Raw genomic sequence first — 20,391 nt, 5'->3', positions numbered from 1 at the left:
GCATAAATTAGTGAAAAAAAATAAAAAAAATGAATTTGACTGAATTGATTCAATCGAAAATGAAATAAGTGCTGAGGATCAATTAAAACATAAGGAATATGCAAAAAAAGTTGTTAAAAATAAAAAGATTAAAAAAATTTTATTTTGAACTTTTACTTCTTCTGCACTAACAGCAATCATTGGTGCTGCAATTGGGATTGCATTAAACAAACCAGCTAAAGCCTTAATATATTGATATGATCGGATAAAAAAGTATTCATTTTCAGATATTAAGGAAGGAAAACATCCTGATATTCAAATAGAAATTAATAAAAATAACTCTCTTGCTTTCACACCCGAAGGTTTGATTAAGGAAATTGTTAATAATAAAAACGAAGAGAATGTCCGCTTAATTTTTGGTGATACTAATAATGAAGCTTATGCTAAATTTAATTTAAAAAATAAGCAAAAAAACTGGGAAATGGAATTTGAAAATTTTGTTATTGATACAATTTCAAAAGATATTTTATATGTTGATTTGGTTTTGAAAGAAAAAGGCAATACACCAATTGATTTTGTAATTAAAAATTTTCCAATCAAGACAAGCAAAAAAACAGAGAAATATTCAACAGAAAATCCGCAAATCAAAGAAAAACAAACACAACTTGGGAAAGTTTATATTGAAGAAATTAAGAAAAAAATTGCTTACAATTTTTATACGCAAATTGATCTAAAGGATAATTTTCCTGTGTCAACAATCAAATCATATAAAGAAGAATTTAAAAAATATATTGATCAATATAATAAAAAAATTGAAACTGCCAATGAGTTTTACCAAAATCTTGATTTATCATGAAATTTTTCTGAACCTTTTCAATCAACAAATAATTTAGGTCAAATGAAAATTGCTTCAAATATTACAACTGATACATTTAATTTTTTTGCACCAATTGTTTTTACAAAAAAAATTGAATTAATTAATTTTGATGAAGAAAATTGAAAACAAACTTCAAGATTAAAATTTGATGCAAAAATTTTAACCCTATCAACACATACTGAAAAATTGGGATCAAAAAAAGTTCAATATGGGATTTATATTGAAATTAAAACTGATGACCAAGAGATTGAAATTAATGCTCCACTTTCATTTAGAAAAATTCCAAAATAAAAAACTCAAATTGAGTTTTAAATTACTTCAAGATCCTTGTTTTTATTTCAAGGATTTTTTTTATTAATATGATCAATAAATAATTTTCCTTGCAAATGATCATATTCATGTTGAAAAACAATTGCAGTGTAACCACTAACTTCATAACGTTTGAATTTTTTTTCAAAATATGAATATGCTTCAACAATTACTCTAGAATATCTTGGGACATATCCTTCTTGATTTGGTCATTCTTCATTTACACTTAAACATCCTTCTCCTTCAGAAAGTGAAATTTTGTGTTCTGAGTGACCAATTAATTTCGGATTAATTAAAGCATCACTAAAAATAACTTCGTTTTTTTCATTTGTGATTAATATATAAAAAATATTTTTAGGAATTCCATATTGAATCGCAGCTACACCAACAGCAGGGCGAAATTTTGTGTTGGGGGTTTGACTATCATTCACATGAAAGATCATTTTTTCGATTAATTCAATATCTTCAGAAATTAAGGGAATTGGAATATCTTTTGATTTTTCACGAAGAATTTTTTTAGGTAATTGTACTAATTTTACATCTTCAAATTTAAACATAATATACATTATAGATGAGTTATTTGAATTAAAATAATTTTTTTTGTTAATATTATTATGAAAAAATAATTTTATATTTTATGGAGAAAACTTAGATGGATATACACCTCGCTTCCTGACAATATGCACTATTAATAATTTCCCTAGTATTGTTGCTTGTTTGTTCGGCAATTTTTTCATCAATGGAAACAGCTTATACATCTTTATCAAAAGTAAAGATTGAAACAATGATTGAAAAGAAAATCAAAGGTGCAAAATTAATTGAAAAACAGCACAAATTTTTTAATCGAACACTTGGCACAGTTTTGATTGCTAATAATTTAGTCAACATTGGCTCATCAACACTTTTAGTTTATTTATTAACACAAGCATTTGGGGCTGAAAGAGCAGGATTAGCTTCAATTATTTCAACACTTGTCATGACACCAATCATTGTGTTGTTTGCTGAAATTATTCCGAAACTAATTGCTAAATCAAAACCAGAACAAACAATTAAATCATTTTATTGGTTTATTGAAATGCTTTATTGAATATTTATTCCCTTCACATATCCAATTTCAAAAATTGGTAAAAAAATCTACATTACAAATACCGAAGAAGAAGTTAAAAATTTAATTAATATTGCCCAAGATGAAGGTGTTTTAGAAATTAATGAATCAATCATGGCACAAAATGTTTTAAATTTAGACTCAACAAAAGTCTCACAACATTATGTGAAATTAAAAAATGTTGATTTCATTAATTGAAAAACTTCAATGCATGATGCACTTGCAATGTTTAAAAAAACAAATTATTCAAGAATTCCTGTTGAAAAAGATGGCGAATTAATTGGTGTTTTATTATTAAAAGATATTTTCTTTTTACAACGAGGAAATATTATGAACTATGTTAAAAGAGTTCCAAGAGTTTCAACAAATTCAATTTTGTCAGTAGCACTTGAGAAGATGCGGAAATCAAGAACACAAATGGCCTTTGTTACAGAAAGTAATAATAATGATAGAGCAATTGGAATTATTACAATTGAAGATATTTTAGAAGAGGTTGTTGGTGAAATTTATGATGAATTTGATACTGATGAGCAAATTTATGAAATTAGTTTAGAAAGATGTGAAGCTAAAGGCACAGTTTTAATGAAAACATTATGAAAACAATTAGAATTAAGTGACTTTTTAGATTACAAATTAGATGATAAAGAAAAAAATCAAAAACTTTCTTTATGATTAGAGCAAAAAATTGGGCGCTCATTAAGAAAAAATTCAAAGTATACACTGGATGATAAAATCACTTTTAAAGTATTAGAAAAAAAATCAAAAGAAAAACCATTTGATTACATTGAAATTGATTGAAGTAATTAAAAAATTTTCTTATATAAACAAAATTAAAATTTTTAAAAATAGCATAATTATTTTAAAAAAATCAACAAATGCTATTTTTTTAATTATTCTAAAAAAGATTTAAAGCGATGCTTCTGTTTAGTATCTTTAATTGGAATTTATGCAACTAAAGCAGATATAATTTATTGTATATAATAAAAAAATTAAATATAAATATATTAAAAAAGGTAGGAAAACTTAGTGAAAACTAGTACAAAAATTGGTTTAATAACCACCGGAGCATTATTAGTTCCCTTAGGTCTTGGTCTAGGAGTTGGTTTTGCTTTAGTAAAAGGTGATCAAGCAAGACATTATCGAGGTATGGAGGCATATAAAGTATTTAATAATTTTATTATGTCAACAAGAGGAAGAATTGCTGGTAATGTTTTCAATTTTGATCCAAGCATTCTTGATAAAAGTGAATCAGGAATTTTTAAAGGCTTTAAATTAGCAGATAATCAAAAACTAACAAACAAAATTTTTGAAGATAAATTATTACATCCATATGATGCAAATAACCCTTTTCTTGAAACTGAAAAAGACAATTTAGGAAATTATCGTGCTTACCAAATTTTGCTTGATGAAATAAAAAAAATGGGATATAAAAACAACAATCCCGAAGAAATTGTTTATCCAACTCAAAACAAAATTACTGAACAAGAAATTTCTTTTAAAAATGGACAAAAAATTAAAATTGGTAAAGCAGAAATTTCTGATATGGAAAATACTGAATTTGTCAAGATTAATGATACTACTACAATTCCGGTAACTATTTTTAAAAATACCACAGAAGAGCATAAGCAACTTGAACAAAAATTAAATGAAGATGGGTTTGTTACACATGGATTTTTATTCACAAGAAGACCAAGAGGTCCATTTGAAAATAAAAATTTAGAAGAATTTAATAATGTTGGGAATAATGTTATTGTTACAATTAATCCAACAGGTGAAAATAAAGAAAATCCTAAGGATTTCTTCATTGTATCACATTATGACTCAATGAATAATGTTGGTCCAAATGGTACTTCATGAGGAGCAGCTGATAATGCAACATCTGTTTCTGTTAATTTAAGATTATTGAAATATTTTTCTGATGAAAAAAACCGTCAAAATTTAGGCGTAAGATTGCATATTATGTTTGTTGATGCAGAAGAACTAGGAAAATTTGGTTCAGAAGCATTTGTACAACAATTCTTATCTGAAAGAAATAGTAAGAAAACTGCAATGCAAGAAAATTCATTAGGTATGATTAATTTAGATACGGTTGCAGGTGGAGACATTTTATATGTTCATGGTCCAGATTCAAGAGAAGAAAATGTTAAAAATAGTCCTGGAGCAAATGTTTCACAACATTTACGTGATCAAATTTATGCAATTTCACAACAAAGAAGTATTAAATTAAAGGATCCAAGTCAACAATTAGAACTTCATCCAATGTTTGAACCTAATGGATATAAAGTAGGAGAAACTGGAGACTTTTCTGATCATGCACCATTTTATAAGAAAGCAAAAATTCCTGTAGCTAACATTGAGGCAACTAATTTCTCAGTATATTCTCCTGCTGGAGAATATGATGGATATTCAATGACAAATAATCCTAATGCATGATTAAGAAGAATTCAGACAACAAATAAAGATGGAAAAACTGAAATTAAATATGAACCAACAGAATTGATTGAAACAGTTCATAAAGACGGAATAATCAAAACATATAAGTTTGATGAAAATAAATATAAACTAAGTGATTTTGCAATTCCTGGAAATATTTGACATAGTGATTTAGACACACCACAATGATTTAATAAGCATGTTGGAAAAAAATTCTATCAACAACTAGATACAACTTATGAAACAGTAATATCTTATTTATTAGCCAATTGACAATTAAAAACTGATAAAGATGGTAAAACCAAATTAGTATATTTCGAATAATTAAAATTAATATTTTAAAACTCTGAGAAATTTAAGTCTCAGAGTTTTAATTTAAGTTTAAATTATTATTCTTTTTGATTTTATTAATTATATTTTTTTGATAATCTTATTAAATATTGTAAAAAAAGTTTGCCAAATATTGTTTAATTTTTATATTAAATAATATAAATTTAAGGATTTTTTGAAATTTAGTTTAGGAAAGAATTTAAGGATGAAAAATTTATTAATATTAAAGACTACAAATCAAGAATTATTGATAAAGTAATTCAAAAATACCTTAAACTTGTTGGCACCGTTTGTGTTGAAGGACCAAGGTGGTGTAGGGAAACATGAACTTCATTAAATAATTCTAAAAGTGTATTTTTTGATAGAGATCCTAGAAATAATTTTATTAATTGAGATTTAGCTAGATTTAATCCGACATTTGTTTTGGGTGGAGATAATCCAAGTGCAATTGATGAATGACAAGAAGTTACTACATTGCGAGATGAAATAAGATCACAAGTTGATCGAAGAGGAGAAAATGGATTATTTATTTTAACAGGTTCCTCAACACCAAGAAAAAAAGAGTTCTACATAGAGGGGTTGGAAGAATAGCAAGCATACAAATCAACTGTTGGTTTTGGCAATGCAACTTATCGTCGTGAAGATGGAATAATTGTCATTCTGATTAATGCTTTAATAGATTATTATATTTGTAAATTTAAATAAAAAAAGGAGCTAATTACAATTCTCCTTTTTATTTAAAATTTTTTAGTATCCCATTGCTTTTTCATATTCATCAAGGTTACCATAGAATAAGAAACTTTCTTTTTCCTTGATTTCAAGAATGACATTGGCACATTCTTTGATCATTGCACGGTTATAAGTTGTAAAGATACATGAACTTTTGTATGATTTGATTCCTTCAATTAAACTATCAATTGATTCAGAATCTAAATGATCTAGGGGTTGGTCAAAAATTAAAAAGTTACTTTCTTCAAGCATTAATTTTGACATCATTAATCGAACTTTTTCGCCCCCGCTTGTTACTTGCACATTTTTAAAAACGCTATCATTAGAAAACAACATTCTTCCTAAAAAAGCCCGCATTCTTGCATCGCTATTATCTTTTGTTTCTTGTGTTGAATTACTTAGTGGTCATTTACTAATTCAATCAATAATGCTTTCTGATTCATTGAAATATTCTTGATTATTTGATGGAAAATAATTTGGAGTAATAGTAATTCCTCATTCAACTTCACCTGATGTTGGTTGACGTTTTCCAATTAAAATTTCAAGCAATCTTGTTTTAGCAATATCATCATTGCCAATTACAACCATTTTTTCATTATTTTTTAAACTAAATGAAACATTTTCAAATAAAGTATCGCCACTTTCATTGACATATGTTAAATTTTTGACATTTAAAATTTGTTTTCCTGGCAAACGGTTTAATTCAAATTTAATAAATGGGTATTTTCTTGAAGAAGGTTTAATTTCATCAATCACAATTTTTTCAAGCAATTTTTTCCGACTTGTTGCCTGTTTTGATTTTGAGGCATTTGCTGAAAAACGGGCAATAAATTCCTTAAGTTTTTGTGCTTGTTCTTCTTTTCTTAAATTCGTTTTTTGTTGCATTTCAATTAATAGTTGGCTCGATTGTTTTCAAAATGAATAATTTCCAACAAATAATTTAGCTTCAGAGTAATCAATATCAATGATATGAGTACAAATTGCATCCAAAAAATCACTATCATGACTAACAACAATCACAATATTGGGATAATCCATTAAAAAGTTTTCAAGTCATTTGATTGTTTTTAAATCAAGACGGTTTGTCGGTTCATCCATTACCAAAATATCAGGATTGCCAAATAATGCTTTAGCTAATAAAACTTTAACTTTTTCATTAGCCTTTAATTCTTCCATTTTAATGTTTCATTTGCTAGCTTCAATCCCTAAGTTTGAAAGCAAGGTTTGGGCATCATTTTCAGCATTTCACCCACCCATTTCTCCAAATTTCTCTTCAAGATGACTAGCTCTTTCATAGTCTTCCATTGTTGCATTAGGATCTTCATAAATCTTATTTTTTTCAAGATTTATTTGATACAACTCTTTATTTCCCATAATAACAACATCAGTAACATTGAAATTATTAAATTCATCTTGATTTTGAGATAAAACACTCATTCTTGCATTTTTATTTTTTATAATTTGACCTTCTGTAGCTTCAACTTCACCACTTAAAATTTTTAAAAATGTTGATTTACCAACTCCATTTGCACCAATGATGCCATAAACATTGCCTGGTAAGAATTTAATATTTATATTCGAAAAAAGCTTCTTATCAGGAAAAATTTTACTAATCCCACAAACATCTAACATAAAGCTCCACCTTTTTTATTATGTTATTTTAATCAATTAAAAACTTATATAAGACAATAGATTATTCAATTATTATTTTTAGTATATAATTTAATAAGTTTATTAAATATTAACATATAAAAGTCATTAAAAATATTAAAATATCTTTAAAATTAATATAATTTTTATAGTTAATAATAATAAGCATCCTTAGCTCAGTTGGTAGAGCAAGGGACTCTTAATCCCTGGGTCGTTGGTTCGAGCCCCACAGGATGTACCAAATAAAAAAAACAAGTTTAAAGCTTGTTTTTTTCCTTGATTTTTAATTATTAATTTGAAAAAAAGAAAGGTTCACCTTCGTAACCGGAGAACCCATATGAATTATACAAAATATAAGCATCTTTCCTATGATGAAAGGGTAATAATCGAAACTCTTTTTGAACAAGGTGGCACAATAAGTCATATTGCAAGAGTATTAAACAGAAGTAAATCAACAATTAGTAGAGAAATAAAAAGGAATACTAATTATAATGGAATTTATTCACATAAATACTCACAATACAAATACATAGCAAGACGTAATCATAAACACTTTTTCAAATTCACTATAAACAATGTATATGATGAATTTACAAAGATTTTTAAAAGAAAATATGATAAAAGATATTATGGTATAAAAGCAACACATCACTACATAATATCAAACAAAAATATAAAATGTCCATCTCTTAGAACTGTATTTAATTGAATAAAAACCAATAAGTGAGAAATAAAAAAAAGAGATCGACTAAGAACGTCATATAAAAAAGGCGGAAAGCGAACTAGTTCGGTATATGAAAGATTATTGCAAGGTGTAGAGTATGTTTTCCCGATATGAACAAGAGACAAAACAATTGATTTAAGAGAAGAATTTGGTCATTGGGAAGCTGATCTAATTATAGGAAAGAGAGCAACAGGATATGACAATATCTTAACATTAACTGAGAGAAAAAGTCGATTTGGGGTAGCAATTAAGGTTAAAAGCAAAAACCCAATGACAATCAATGCGACATTAAAAAACCTTATAAAAAATAATAATCTATACGTTAAAACAATAACTATTGACAATGGGATTGAATTTGAAAAAATTGGAATTCTTGCTAAATGGTTAAACATAAAAATATATCGCGCTGAACCGTATTCATCATTCCAACGAGGAAGTAATGAAAATTGAAATGGACTAATTAGACGTCAATTTAAGAAAAGTTTTGACTTTAATGCCATTACTAATGAAGAATTGCAAGCCATTGTATTAAAAGTAAATAATATGCCTCGAGAAATTTTTGGTTGAAAATCATCCGAAGAAATCTACTTTAATAATTTGTATTAAAAACTTATAACATAATTATGTGAAATCACAAAAATCCTATCTATAGGAGTGTTTTTTGTTATCCATTTTTAATTTTTTTTAATTAATCAATCAAAAAGTCTATAATAAAAAAAGCCAAGCAATTACTGTTGCACTTGACTTTTCATTTTGGGAATTATAATACTTGACGTATTAATAATTAGTAGTGTCAAAAATTGCCCCTTGGTAAAAGGTGCTGGCGCAATTCTTATCTTGCCTTTAAAGGTGCGGGCGCGCGCGTAAAGGAATTTCTGATGTGCTGCGCCAGCAAAAATTGCACCTTCAAAAAAAATAAAAAAATTAATTATTCTAAAAAAAGCTATAAAATTGGATATAGGAGTTTTCTTGTGCAAATTAGAAAACACACTTATTTTCTCCGGATCCTAAAATTTAAAATAAAGCTTTGCTGCTTTAATCCAATTTATACATGTAAACAATGCCTGAAGGGAACTTAAATTATGGAAGAATATTTTGAAAACGTAAAAGATTGATTTTATTTAATAAACACTTATTCATCTAATAATATAGATGAAGAAGAAATACAAAAGACTTTTGAAGATAACACAAAAAGTTTTGAAAAATTTGAAGATAAGCACCTTTACTATAGCCTAATATCAGGAATTGTTTTTATGATTCATGAAATTGAATTTAACTTGGATGGGGCATCTAATCAAAAAATTTGCGATAAGATTCTATCAACAACAAATCTAGATGAGTTGGCAAAAGTTTTTGGCTTTGCAAGCAATTTACGAAGAATTAGTCATTTTGATTTTAATTATATATCAATAGAAGACAATGTTGTATCTGAGTACGCTAAAAATAACGTCTTATATACCTATGGGGAACCCAATATTGAAATAAATACAAGTGACCAACGAGTACCAAATGAAAAGAATATCACTTATTTATATTCATCTAAGGAACTAAAGGAAATTAAAAAAATTGTAGATCCAAAAGAAATAGAAAAATTCAAAAAGATTGATAATAACACTGAATTGCAATTTATTAATATTGATGGTGAGCAATTAATAAATTGACTAGAAAAAGTTTCCATCAATGAAATAATGAATTGATATAAAGACTATTCAATTAATGAATTTTTAGAAGAGTGAGGACTTGAAGATATAAAGGATATAGAAAATTTCTAGTATCTAAAAAAATTAACCACAGTATAAAAACTGCGGTTTTTTTATTGGTTTAGACTTATTTTCTTAGATTTTTTATCTTAGTATAATTAAATTCAATATTTTCAAATTGCCTATTTAGTTGCATCAATAAATATTTTCATTGCCTTATTATCTGATGCATTGATAAATGTTTCATAAGCTTTCATCATATCTGAAAGATTAAATCTATGTGTAATTAAATCTGAAACAGGTAATTTTCCAGTTGAAACAGCATTAATTAACATTGGCAATGTATTTGTATTAACTAATCCTGTTGTTAATGTAATGTTCTTAATTCATAGATTTTGAACATTGAAATTAACTGGTTTTCCATGCACACCAACAATTGAAATGTTTCCGCCTGCCTTAACAATTTGCTGACAAACATCTCAAGTTTGAGGAATCCCTACTGCTTCAATTGCAACATCAACACCATCTTCTCCGACAATTTCTTTTAAATTATCAAATAATTTTTCATCTGGTACTAGTGTATGTGTAGCACCTAATTTTTTAGCCATTTCTAAACGATTTTTATCTAAATCAATTACGATTAGATGCGCTGGTGAATACAATTGGGCAGTTAATAGGGCACCCATCCCTACTGGTCCAGCTCCTATAATTGCAACAGATTTTCCTGGACTAACATGTCCATATTGCACACCAATTTCATGACCTGTAGGAAGTGCATCTGATAGCATAACTGCAACTTCATCGTTAATTGTTTGTGGATATTTGTATAAACTATTATCTGCAAATGGAACTCTTACATATTCAGCTTGTGTTCCATTGATCATATAACCAAGTTTTCATCCACCCTCTGTTTCGCGGCAGTGTGAATATAATTGTTTTCTGCAATTATCACATTTTCCGCAAGGAGTAATACATCCAATTAAGACCTTATCACCGACTTTAACATTGGATACGCTTTCTCCAACTTCTTCAACAATTCCGATTCCTTCATGTCCTAAGATTCTGCCACTTACTACTTCAGGATTTTTTCCTTTATAAATTCCTAAATCAGTTCCACAAATTGTTGTTCTTGTTACTTTTACTATTGCATCTGTAGGTTTTAAAATTGTTGGTTTATCAACTAATTCAAGAGAAATATTATGTTCCCCGTGATAAACTAAAGCTTTCATTTTCATAATTTATATTTCTAAATCTCTTCTTTATATTTTTCTTACATTTCTTACATAAAAATTATAATGTATTAAAAGACTTATAGATATATAAGTAATGTTTGATTGTTTAGGTGCTTATTATAATCTCTAATTTATTAATACAGGTATTTTGATTGATACCTCAATGACTAAAGAGTTTTAAAATCTTGTATTTTTTATTTAGCAAAAAGTAGCTTAAAAATTAATCTTATGATTTTGCTGCTAATTTCATACTAATATCTATATAAGCCTAGGATTGCTTATTTAGGATAGATTAAAAAGGAGAATAAAAAACAAGAAAATTAGTAGTTTCTTGTTAAATTTAGTTTAAGGTTTTTTGTTATTTTATTTAGGTAATAAAGATTTATCGATTAAATATATAGTTGCGGTTTTGATAAACATATGAGTAATTTTCAAGTGTATATGATTCCATATTAATAGCAACATCATCATAATTAAAGATTAGAAAATAATAAAATTCTTCACTTAATTTCTTATCATCGTATTTATAAAAGCGTTCTTTTCAATTATCATTTTTAATTTTATATTTTTTAGTTAAATAATAATCTCTTTTTCTTACAATGATATATAAATCTAAGTTGTCTGAAAATTTAAATTTATTTAGTAGGTCAATATTTTCTTTTGTTTGAATATCTTCAAACAAATGACCATCTAATTTACTATTTTTGATTTTTCATTGATTAAATTCTTTTTTTACTTTATTCATCTTTTTTATAAAAAGCAAACTAATAGAGAATACTGCAATTGCAAAACCTAAAGCAGCTCATCATAGATAAATAAAATAGGTAATCTTAGCTTTTGAAATATCAATATGAAATCTTGTTATAAATGAAAGTGATATGAAGAATAAAGTTATTGAAATCACTATAAAAACAATAAAAGGGGGAATTAATTTTTTAAGTTTATTATTAAATGTATCAAAGAATGTGTTGTCTATTTTAATATTTTTAGATAAAAAGAAATTTGACGATTTTTCTTTTATTCATATTCTTTTTATTTGATAATGGGATATAAGAAGAAATATATAAAAAGCAATTAATAAAAAGAGATTTAAAAAAGAAAATGTCGTTGCTAGCGGGTTAAAAAGTTTATTGTCTGCTGAAATCATTGTCCAAGAACTCTCCTATAAAATATAAAAAATATTCTTTTGAGTAAGTAACATTATTGATTTGTATTCCTGAATCATAATCGAATAACAAGAAATACAGTAATTTTGGAATATCTATTTTGTTATCTTTTATAAAATCTTTATTTGTACTTTTAATCTTTTTTGTATAAAAATGTATCTTTGATTTCTTAAAAATAGGAACTTTTAATTCTAAGTCTTCATATAATATTATGTTCTTCAATTGCTCATAATTTAAGGGTTTTTCTATTTGCTTATTTCATTGAGGAAGTTTTCCATTTTGTATCACTCAATCGTCAATTATTTTTTTATTTTTATTTATCTTAAGAAGATCAAATGTAGTTTCTATTATTGCTATAATTGTAAGAATTGGAAAACCAATTAATGCAAATAAAACAAGGGAATCAGTAATATTATTCGTTTTTAAAATTATAAAATAATAAGATATTCCTAGACCTAAATCTACTAGTAAGATAAATATAATATAAGCAATTAAAAATGCACAATAGTTTCTTTCTCTCCTTAAAAAAATAGAAAACTTGTTAAAAATATCTTTTGGTAATTTTATTGAATTTGATAATATTGACTCTTTAGATCTGATCTTAATATTAATATATTCTCAATCATCTTTTTTAAGTCATCAATTAGCACAAGAAAATAAAATAAGAAGAAATCCAAAATTAGGAAGGATGATACTTATAAATAAAATTGATATTATATTTAACATTTCGAAATAAGATCCTAGTCTTTTATTTGTTCATTTTATTCATTAATTTTGTGTTTAAGCAGATTTATTAAATTTAGAAAATTTAGTATGCAAAAAAAAGTTTATTTTTTAAGTTCAAAGAAAAAATCTATTTGTTAATTGAATTATTATTTAAACATTCATCTATAAAGAATAAGAAGTATTCTTTTGAATAAATAACATTATTGATTTGTATTTCTGAATCATAATCGAATAACAAGAAATACAGTAATTTTGGAATATCTATTTTGTTATCTTTTATAAAAAGTTTTTTTGAATTTAAAATCTTATTTGTATAAAAATGTGCTTTAGAATCCTTGAAAACAGGAATTTTTATTTCGAAATCTTCATACAATATTGTGTTTTTGAATTTATCATAATCTAAGGGCTTTTCTATTTGTTTATTTCATTGAAGAAGTTTCTCATTTTGTATTACTCAGTCATCAATTATTTTTTTAGTTTTATTTATCTTAACAAGCTCTCTTATAAACCAAAATAATGGATAAGCTATTACAAGAATAAATATAGGTATTGAAATTCAATCAAAACTTCATTTTATTGCCTTCTTATCATTTTTTAAAAAAGCAAAATAAGGTTCTAAGGTCATAATTATATTTAATAAGAGTAGAAATAAAATAAGAGCAATTAGAAGACTAAGATAAATTTTTTCTTTTCTAAAAAATATATAAAAATTATTAAATGTCTCTTTTGGTAATCTTATTGATTGTGATAACATTGTTTTCTTAGAATGAATTTTAATGTTATAGATGTTACTTGTTTTTTTAGCATGAATGTAAGGAATAGAATGGATTAAAATGATACCAAATATAAGTATTGGTAAAAACACACTTACAACTATAATAAAAGATGTATTTGACATATACTAATTATCCTAAGTTATCTCATTTTATTTTATTTGGAAATGTTCTAAGATATTCATCTCTCTTTGGATCCCTAACTCTTACAAGTCCATTTGCACTTAATTTCAATAATTTTTTCAACGTTTTTCACCTATTTCTTGGTTTTTAAAGTGAGTATTAATTCTATCTATATCTATTTTCATAAGATATATCAAGATTAGTTTCATTTATCACAATTCATATTAATTTTTTTAAGATTTGATATTATTGCACTAAGTTCAATTGACATATTTATGTTCTTCAAAGACTACACTATTTGCAGTAAGTGGCAAAATGGAAGCTGATAATGAATTCATCAATTTGAATAATTGCATAATCTAAACTTCTTTTTATCTTATTTCATTAATTTTTTTAATCAAATGAGATTAAAATAACCTAAACCTTAAGCTAATTTAAATTGCTAATTTTTATAACTATAATTACTCATCTCATTTTTATTTTATAACTTTATAAAAATTTGTTTTTAAGATTTTTTATGATGTCAAAAAATAAATAAAAATAGACCAAAAAACTTAAAATTGGTCTATTGCTTAACAAGCAAGATTTAATTTTTAGTTAGTAATTAATATCCCATTGCTTCTTCATATTCTTCAAGACTTCCATAGAATAGAAAACTTTCTTTTTCTTTGATTTCAAGAATTACGTTTGCACATTCTTTAATCATCGCACGGTTATATGTAGTAAAAATAGTAGAACCTTTGTATGATTTGAGTGCATCAATTAGGCTATCAATTGATTCAGAATCTAAGTGGTCTAAAGGTTGATCAAAGATTAAAAAGTTACTTTCTTCAAGCATTAGTTTGGACATCATTAATCTAACCTTTTCACCCCCACTGGTAACTTGAACATTTTTAAATACACTATCATTTGAAAATAACATTCTGCCAAGAAAAGCACGCATTCTTGCATCACTATTATCTTTAGTTTCTTGAGTGCTATTATTTAGAGGTCATTTGCTAATTCAATCAATGATTGATTGAGACTCATTGAAATATTCTTGATTATTTGATGGAAAATAATTTGGAGTAATTGTAATTCCCCATTCAACAGTTCCAGAAGCTGGTTTTCTTTTGCCAATTAAGATCTCAAGAAATCTAGTTTTTGCAATATCATCATTTCCAATAATAACCATCTTGTCACCACTTTTAAGGCTAAATGATACATTTTCAAATAAGATATCATTATTCTCATTAATGTAAGTTAAATTCTTAACATTAAGTATTTGCTTACCTGGAGTTCGATTAAGATCAAACTTGATAAATGGATATTTTCTTGAAGATGGTTTTATTTCATCAATAACAATTTTTTCTAGCAGTTTTTTCCGACTTGTTGCTTGTTTTGATTTTGAAGCATTAGCTGAGAATCTAGCAATGAATTCTTTAAGTTTTTGAGCTTGTTCTTCTTTACGCAGATTGGTTTTTTGCTGCATTTCAATAAGAAGTTGGCTTGATTGTTTTCAAAATGAATAATTGCCAATAAATAGTTTAGCTTCAGAGTAATCAATATCAATGATATGAGTACAAATTGCATCCAAAAAATCACTATCATGACTAACAACAATCACAATATTGGGATAATCCATTAAAAAGTTTTCAAGTCATTTGATTGTTTTTAAATCAAGACGGTTTGTTGGTTCATCCATTACCAAAATATCAGGATTGCCAAATAATGCTTTAGCTAATAAAACTTTAACTTTTTCATTTGCTTTCAACTCTTTCATTTGAATATTTCACTTACTTGGTTCAATTCCTAAATTTGATAATAAAGTTTGTGCATCATTTTCAGCACTTCATCCTCCCATTTCACCATATTTTTCTTCAAGATGACTTGCTTTTTCATAATCTGCATCTGTTGCATTTGGATTTTCATAGATTTTATTTTTTTCAAGATTAATTTCATATAACTCTTTATTTCCCATAATCACAACGTCAGTGACATTATAAGCATTAAATTCATCTTGATTTTGTGATAAAACGCTCATTCTTGCATTTTTATTTTTAATAATTTGTCCTTCTGACGCTTCAATTTCACCACTTAAAATTTTTAAAAATGTTGATTTTCCAACCCCATTTGCACCAATAATGCCATAAACATTTCCTGGTAAAAATTTGATATTGATATTTGAAAAAAGTTTTTTATCAGGGAAAATTTTACTAATTCCAACGACATCTAACATTACTTATACCCCCCTTTTTATTTGTTTTCTTTGTAACATCTTTTAATATATTTATTTGAAATTTATATTTGTTAAAATTTAAATAAATTTTTATAAATGTTAACACATAAATTTTTAAATTAAATTTTAATATTAAAAAATGATTTATAATTTATTTGTTTTAAAAAAAATAAGCATCCTTAGCTCAGTTGGCAGAGCAAGGGACTCTTAATCCCTGGGTCGTGGGTTCGAGCCCCACAGGATGTACCATATCAAAAAAAGACAAGTGAGAACGCTTGCCTTTTTTGTTTTCAAAAACTATATAAATTCAATATTTAAATCATCATCCAAAACAGTGATTTCAATGATTGCTTGATCAAGATTTTGGTTACTTAAAATTAAATCTGCAATTTGATTTTCAATATGATTTTGAATAAATCTTTTGATTGTTCTTGCGCCAAATGCAACGTTAAATGATTTGTTAGCAATAAATTCAATGACAGATTTATCAAAAACTAATTTAATTTTTGTGTTATCCAAAATTCTTTTGCTTAATTTATTTAATTCTAATTGTGTAATTTCTTGAATTGTTTTTAAATCTAAGTAATTAAAAGGAATAATTTCATCAATTCGATTAATAAATTCGGGTTTGAATTTTTTTAATAGAATTTTGTTAATTTCTTCTTTTGTTGGCATTTTGTTGATGATTTCTTCGGAACCAATATTTGAGGTCATGATAATAATCGTATTTTTGAAGTTTATTTTTCTTCCCTTATTATCACTTAAAACTCCATCATCAAGAATTTGTAACAAAATATTTAGAACATCAACATGTGCTTTTTCAATTTCATCAAACAAAATAATTGAATAAGGATTTTGACGGACTTTTTCACTTAGTTGGCCACCATTGTCATCATATCCAATATATCCCGGAGGCGAACCAATTAATTTTGATGTTGAATGTTTTTCCATATATTCAGACATATCTAAACGAATAATGTGATTTTCATTATCAAATAAATTAGCAGCTAAAGCTTTTGCTAATTCGGTTTTTCCGACCCCAGTTGGTCCTAAAAAAAGAAACGAACCAATAGGACGATTTGGATCATTGATATTAACCTTATTTCTTTTAATTGCCTCAGAAACAAGTTTAATTGCTTCGGGTTGTCCCTTAACTCTTTTTGCTAAATTATTGCTTAAGTTAAGTAATTTTGTTTTTTGACTTTCTAATAATTTAGTAATTGGAATTTTTGTTCATTTGCTAACAATATTAGCAATTTCTTCTTCATCAATTGTTTCTTTAATTAAACGATTTTTTAAGGAATTTAGTTTGTTTTCAATCTCTTTTTGTGATTCTTCAAGTTGTGGAATTAAAACATACATAATTTTTGATGCTTCTAAATAATTGCCTTCTGATTGCAAGATTGGAAGATGTCTTTTTAAATCCTCAAGATTATCTTTAGATGCAGAAAGTTTCGTTAGTAATTCTTTTTCATGATTTCATTGATTAATCAAATTAGAATGTTCGTTTTTTAAATTCGTTAATGAATCATTAATTTGTTTGATTCGATCAGCATTATTATTAAGATTTTTGTTAACTGAGTTTGTGATTGCTGCTTTTTCAATTTCTAATTTTGCAATTTCATAATTTAGTTTTTCAATTGGTTCAGGAATATATTTCATTTCTGTTTTAATATTTGAAGCAGCTTCATCAATTAAATCAATTGCTTTGTCTGGTAAAAAACGATCTGAAATATATCTTGCTGATAAATTTGCAGCAGCAACTAATGCTTCATCTTTAATTTTTACTTCATGATATGTTTCATATCTTTCTTTGATTCCTCTTAGAATTGAAATTGTGTCTTCAATTGAAGGTTCTTGAATGAAAATTTTTTGCATTCTTCGCTCAAGAGCAGAATCTTTTTCAATATATTTTCGATATTCTTCTAGTGTTGTTGCGCCAATTAAATGTAATTGACCTCTTGCCATCATTGGTTTAAGCATGTTAGCAATATCCATACTTCCATCCCCACTTTGACCAGCACCAACAATCATATGAATCTCATCAATGAATAGAATGATTTCTCCATTTGATTCTTCAATTCTTTTTAGAATTTCTTGGACTCTTTCTTCAAATTGTCCCCGGAATGAAGTTCCAGCCACAATTGAAGAAATATTTAATTCATAAAGTTGCTTATTTTTAAGATTTTCAGGAACTTGGTTTTCAACAATTTTTAAAGCAAGTCCTTCAACAATTGCAGTTTTACCAACACCAGGTTCGCCAACTAAAACTGGATTATTTTTAGTTTTTCTTGACAAAATTCGTACCAGTGAGCGAATTTCTTCATCCCGATTAATTACTAATTCTAGTTTTCGCTCAAGTGCGAGTTGTGTTAGATTTCTTCCATATAATGTTAATGGATCTTTTTTTTGTTTTTCTTCAGCAGGTGTTCATGATGCGTGCATATTTATAAACCTCCTAATTTTGATTACAGACTAAATTATAACATATCTTTTAGCACTCTTTATATTAAAGTGCTAATTTTTTTTAACATGATTTTTATGGATTTTTTTAATTTATTTGCTTAAAATATTGTTAGGAAAAATATTTTGTTCTTTTTTAAATCCTTATATTTAAAATAAGATATTGGATTTATTAAACTTTAATTATTTAATTAAACAAAAAGTAATATAATGATAATTAGGTTATTTTCTTATGAATAGCCATATTGCACATGAATAAATTAAATGGAAAAAATTTTTGAATAACTTATGCTACTTTTAATATTGCATTATTGCTTATATTTAGTTCAATATCCTTTTATGATTACTCATTATTATTAGGATATTTCGTTGGCATAATTAGTTTTTTATTATTTTTATGTTCACTTTTAATTGTTTTAAAAATGATCAAAAATGCTGCTGATAATCCCCAAGCAAAAAAACTAAAAAAAAGGCAAATTGGGAATTTTTTTGTAGCAATTTTAATTTTTATTTTATTTATGTTTTTAAATATTGGAATTTTTGCATTATTTATTTGAGTAAATTATTATTATCATCATACTTATGATTTAAGTTCAAAAATTGCATTTTTTCCGTTTCATGTAATAACAATGACAAGTCCTTATTTATTATTATCCTTATTTGTTATCATTCGGGGAATTGCAATGTTATTTACAAATAAAAAGAAAGGAGAATAATGGATAAGCTATTTGGAAGTAATGAAATTAATTCCAACCATCTTTTTTCGCTTGTTTTATTAGTTTTTATTGTTTTAGTTTTATCAGTCCTTATTTATATAGCAATCAAACGTCAAAAAATTAATAAAGCGCCAAATGCAGCAATTGTTTTGGTTGAAAGTGTTGTGATTGGTGGAGATAATTTCTTAAGTGATACACATGAATCAAAATTTGATAAAGCAAATCCATATTTAATATCCTTATTTGCTTTTATATTTTTTGGTAATATCCTTTCATTAGTTGGTTTTGCACCAATTGGTTCAAGTTTATCAGCAGTTTTAGCAGCAACGGTTGTAACATGACTTGGAACTGCAGGAATTGGATTTGCGTACAGCAAATTTAAGCATCTTATTAAATTACTAAATCCATTAGAATTCGCATCAAACTATTCACCAATTATTTCGCTTACTTTCCGGGTATATGGAAATATTATTGGTGGTGTTGTTTTAGTAACCCTTAATACAATATTTCTAAATAATATTTGAGCAAAAATAATTGGTGTTGAGCCATCAGCTTCAGCCGCAACATTCAATCCTTTTGGAATCTTGATTATGCCTGCTTTTAATCTTTATTTTGATTTATTTGGCGGCGCAATTCAAGCATTTGTATTTGTTGTTTTAACAATGTCTTATTGAGCACAGGCAGCTGAGGTTGATGTTAAAGAAAAACATAAGAAAAAAATCAAAGATTGAAAAAGAAGACTACTTGCAAAGAAACAAAAAGATCAGATTGAAAAACAAGTAGCAACACAAATTTAAATTTATTTTTTAGGAGTTTAAAATAATATGATTGACAAATTAGATAAAATTAGTGAAACAATTTTAAGATTTAATCCCGAACAAGCAGGAAATAAAGATAATGCAAATTATCCACTTGCTTATGGATTAACAATGTTGGGAGCTGGTGTTGCAATTGCCGGGGCCGGAATTGTTTCTTTAGGACAAGGTATTGCTGTTGGAAAAGCCTGTGAAGCAGTTGGAAGAAATCCTGAGGCTTTAGCAAAAGTTCGGACATTATTAATTTTAGGATTAGCAATTGTTGAAACAGCTTCAATTTATTGTTTAGTTATTGCTTTATTATTAATCTTTGTATAAAATAT

The 20,391-nt window shown here is 26.2% G+C and carries 17 protein-coding genes and 2 tRNA genes; 11 read left to right on the top strand and 8 right to left on the bottom strand.

What is annotated here, in order from left to right:
* The first annotated feature begins 10 nt into the window (after window positions 1–10).
* A complete protein-coding gene (locus tag D2845_RS06490; RefSeq protein ID WP_110858275.1) occupies window positions 11–1,147 on the top strand; it encodes a hypothetical protein in 1,137 nt (378 codons plus the stop codon).
* A 17-nt stretch (window positions 1,148–1,164) separates the two neighbouring features.
* Here the strand turns inward: D2845_RS06490 and def are convergent, their stop codons facing one another.
* Complete coding sequence (def, locus tag D2845_RS02055; protein ID WP_002882048.1) at window positions 1,165–1,722, bottom strand: peptide deformylase; 558 nt, start codon at window positions 1,720–1,722, stop codon at window positions 1,165–1,167.
* Between the two features lie 95 nt (window positions 1,723–1,817).
* Between def and D2845_RS02050 the strand changes: the two genes are divergently transcribed.
* From D2845_RS02050 to D2845_RS06485, 3 genes are all read left to right on the top strand, one after another.
* Window positions 1,818–3,077 carry a hemolysin family protein gene (locus D2845_RS02050; RefSeq protein ID WP_002882049.1) on the top strand — a complete coding sequence of 420 codons (1,260 nt, stop codon included), beginning with the start codon at window positions 1,818–1,820 and terminating at the stop codon, window positions 3,075–3,077.
* 219 nt (window positions 3,078–3,296) lie between these two features.
* Window positions 3,297–5,027: a M28 family metallopeptidase gene (locus tag D2845_RS02045; protein ID WP_110858274.1), complete on the top strand. Its 1,731-nt coding sequence runs from the start codon at window positions 3,297–3,299 to the stop codon at window positions 5,025–5,027.
* Between the two features lie 429 nt (window positions 5,028–5,456).
* Entirely contained in the window at window positions 5,457–5,624 is a 168-nt protein-coding gene (locus tag D2845_RS06485; RefSeq protein ID WP_170107387.1) for a hypothetical protein, read from the top strand.
* Between the two features lie 156 nt (window positions 5,625–5,780).
* On the opposite strand, the gene D2845_RS06480 is transcribed toward D2845_RS06485, so the two are convergent.
* Window positions 5,781–7,394: an ABC-F family ATP-binding cassette domain-containing protein gene (locus tag D2845_RS06480; protein WP_110858273.1), complete on the bottom strand. Its 1,614-nt coding sequence runs from the start codon at window positions 7,392–7,394 to the stop codon at window positions 5,781–5,783.
* A gap of 183 nt (window positions 7,395–7,577) precedes the next feature.
* Between D2845_RS06480 and D2845_RS02035 the strand changes: the two genes are divergently transcribed.
* The 3 genes from D2845_RS02035 to D2845_RS06475 all read left to right on the top strand — a co-directional run bounded on the left by D2845_RS02035 (window position 7,578) and on the right by D2845_RS06475 (window position 9,908).
* Window positions 7,578–7,653 (top strand) — tRNA-Lys (locus D2845_RS02035).
* Window positions 7,654–7,749: 96 nt separating this feature from the next.
* A complete protein-coding gene (locus tag D2845_RS02030) occupies window positions 7,750–8,742 on the top strand; it encodes an IS30 family transposase (protein WP_110858294.1) in 993 nt (330 codons plus the stop codon).
* 476 nt (window positions 8,743–9,218) lie between these two features.
* Complete coding sequence (locus D2845_RS06475) at window positions 9,219–9,908, top strand: hypothetical protein (protein WP_110858271.1); 690 nt, start codon at window positions 9,219–9,221, stop codon at window positions 9,906–9,908.
* Window positions 9,909–10,018: 110 nt separating this feature from the next.
* Here D2845_RS06475 and D2845_RS02015 read toward each other — a convergent pair whose 3' ends face one another.
* The 5 genes from D2845_RS02015 to D2845_RS06455 form a co-directional block, all read right to left on the bottom strand.
* Window positions 10,019–11,071 carry a zinc-dependent alcohol dehydrogenase family protein gene (locus D2845_RS02015; protein ID WP_231992758.1) on the bottom strand — a complete coding sequence of 351 codons (1,053 nt, stop codon included), beginning with the start codon at window positions 11,069–11,071 and terminating at the stop codon, window positions 10,019–10,021.
* Between the two features lie 379 nt (window positions 11,072–11,450).
* Window positions 11,451–12,215 (bottom strand): MAG0920 family protein, encoded by a 765-nt coding sequence (locus tag D2845_RS07000; RefSeq protein ID WP_110858270.1) that lies wholly within the window; start codon window positions 12,213–12,215, stop codon window positions 11,451–11,453.
* A complete protein-coding gene (locus tag D2845_RS06465; protein ID WP_110858269.1) occupies window positions 12,196–12,960 on the bottom strand; it encodes a hypothetical protein in 765 nt (254 codons plus the stop codon). The genes D2845_RS07000 and D2845_RS06465 overlap by 20 nt, the downstream gene beginning before the upstream one ends.
* Before the next feature lie 127 nt (window positions 12,961–13,087).
* Window positions 13,088–13,585, bottom strand: coding sequence for a hypothetical protein (locus D2845_RS06460; RefSeq protein ID WP_231992752.1), 498 nt, complete (start codon window positions 13,583–13,585; stop codon window positions 13,088–13,090).
* A gap of 875 nt (window positions 13,586–14,460) precedes the next feature.
* Window positions 14,461–16,074, bottom strand: coding sequence for an ABC-F family ATP-binding cassette domain-containing protein (locus D2845_RS06455; protein ID WP_110858267.1), 1,614 nt, complete (start codon window positions 16,072–16,074; stop codon window positions 14,461–14,463).
* 173 nt (window positions 16,075–16,247) lie between these two features.
* Between D2845_RS06455 and D2845_RS01990 the strand changes: the two genes are divergently transcribed.
* Window positions 16,248–16,323: transfer RNA gene (locus D2845_RS01990), tRNA-Lys, on the top strand.
* A 48-nt stretch (window positions 16,324–16,371) separates the two neighbouring features.
* Here D2845_RS01990 and D2845_RS06450 read toward each other — a convergent pair.
* The gene (locus D2845_RS06450; RefSeq protein WP_002882055.1) at window positions 16,372–18,519 is read right to left on the bottom strand and encodes an ATP-dependent Clp protease ATP-binding subunit; all 2,148 of its coding nucleotides are present in this window, start codon (window positions 18,517–18,519) and stop codon (window positions 16,372–16,374) included.
* Window positions 18,520–18,788: 269 nt separating this feature from the next.
* Here D2845_RS06450 and D2845_RS06445 point away from each other — a divergent pair, with 269 nt between their 5' ends.
* The 3 genes from D2845_RS06445 to atpE are packed head-to-tail and all read left to right on the top strand — an operon-like array spanning window position 18,789 to window position 20,386.
* Window positions 18,789–19,253, top strand: coding sequence for a hypothetical protein (locus D2845_RS06445; RefSeq protein ID WP_110858266.1), 465 nt, complete (start codon window positions 18,789–18,791; stop codon window positions 19,251–19,253).
* A complete protein-coding gene (locus tag D2845_RS01975) occupies window positions 19,253–20,050 on the top strand; it encodes a F0F1 ATP synthase subunit A (RefSeq protein WP_002882060.1) in 798 nt (265 codons plus the stop codon). Before D2845_RS06445 ends, D2845_RS01975 begins: the two co-directional genes overlap by 1 nt.
* A gap of 27 nt (window positions 20,051–20,077) precedes the next feature.
* The gene (gene atpE / locus D2845_RS01970) at window positions 20,078–20,386 is read left to right on the top strand and encodes an ATP synthase F0 subunit C (RefSeq protein ID WP_002882061.1); all 309 of its coding nucleotides are present in this window, start codon (window positions 20,078–20,080) and stop codon (window positions 20,384–20,386) included.
* The last annotated feature ends 5 nt before the right edge of the window (window positions 20,387–20,391 follow it).

The sequence above is a fragment of the Metamycoplasma alkalescens genome, from assembly GCF_900476125.1.
Classification (GTDB): Bacteria; Bacillota_I; Bacilli_A; order Mycoplasmatales; family Metamycoplasmataceae; genus Metamycoplasma; species Metamycoplasma alkalescens.
Note: the sequence above shows the minus strand (reverse complement) of the source record. Positions and strands in the feature narration are given on the sequence as shown.